Source organism: Aetokthonos hydrillicola CCALA 1050 (assembly GCF_017591665.1).
Classification (GTDB): domain Bacteria; phylum Cyanobacteriota; class Cyanobacteriia; order Cyanobacteriales; family Nostocaceae; genus Aetokthonos; species Aetokthonos hydrillicola.
Map to the genome: position 1 here is coordinate 1 of NZ_JAAKGC010000442.1, position 1,101 is coordinate 1,101.

The window sequence follows — 1,101 nt, forward strand, 5'->3', positions numbered from 1 at the left end:
ATTTCGCCTAAAGCAGGATGCTATCCCTGGTCGCCAAACTGAGATTCGCTTTACACCTTCAAAAATAGGTGATTATGCCCTTATTTGTGCAGAACTCTGTGGTCCTTACCATGGTGCAATGAGAGCACAAGTTGTTGTTGAATCACAAGAAGCATTTGACAAATGGATGCAAGAACAGCAGACTGCTAGCGCTGAGGATTTAAAGCAAGCAGTCGCTGTTAACCCACAAACAACATCTCCCTCTGAATTTCTCTCTCATTACACTAATGAGATGGGAATTGATCCAGAAGTACTTCATCAAATTCACCAATAGGAAGAGTGAGCAGGGAGCTCTTAGCAGGGGGAGCAGAGGAGCTCTTGATCACGGGAGCAGAGGAGCGAGTAAATACTCAGTTCCTTAATACCGGATGCCCTCTGCGCTATGCCCTATGCACTACGCACTATGCCCTATGCCCTATGCCCTATGCCCTATGCCCTATGCCCTATGCCCTATGCCCATTAAATTGTTATGACCCAAGCACAAATACAAGAGAAAGCTAACGCCCCTGCTATTCATGACGAGCCAGGGGAAAGACGTTGGTGGCATTACTTTACGTTTAACACCGACCACAAAGTTATTGCGATTCAATACTTAGTCAGTACGTTTATTTTCTACTGTATAGGTGGTGTATTGGCTGACTTGGTTCGTACAGAGTTACGCACTCCAGAATCAGATTTTGTCAGCCCGGAACTGTACAACAGTTTGTTTACACTGCACGCCACAATTATGATTTTTTTGTGGATTGTGCCCGCAGGTGCAGGCTTTGCTAACTTTCTGATCCCCCTGATGATTGGGGCAAAGGATATGGCATTTCCTCGCCTGAATGCTGTTGCTTTTTGGATGATTCCGCCTGCTGGGATTTTGCTTATTAGCAGCTTAGTAGTGGGTGATGCACCAGATGCAGGTTGGACTTCTTACCCTCCTTTGAGTTTAGTAACTGGTCAGGTGGGTGAGGGAATTTGGATTATGAGTGTTCTGCTGCTAGGAACCTCTTCGATTTTGGGGGCGATCACTTTCCTCGTCACTTTGATCAAGATGCGTACTCCTAGTATGGGATACCA

General features: G+C 46.0%; 1 protein-coding gene and 1 pseudogene. Both read left to right on the plus strand.

The genetic code is table 11. From position 1 onward, the window contains the following. Positions 1-313, plus strand: a pseudogene (locus G4P69_RS38710) (cytochrome c oxidase subunit II); the annotation flags it as partial. A gap of 195 nt (positions 314-508) precedes the next feature. Next, on the plus strand, positions 509-1,101 hold a 593-nt coding region (locus G4P69_RS38715), incomplete at its 3' end, for a cbb3-type cytochrome c oxidase subunit I (RefSeq protein ID WP_208355351.1).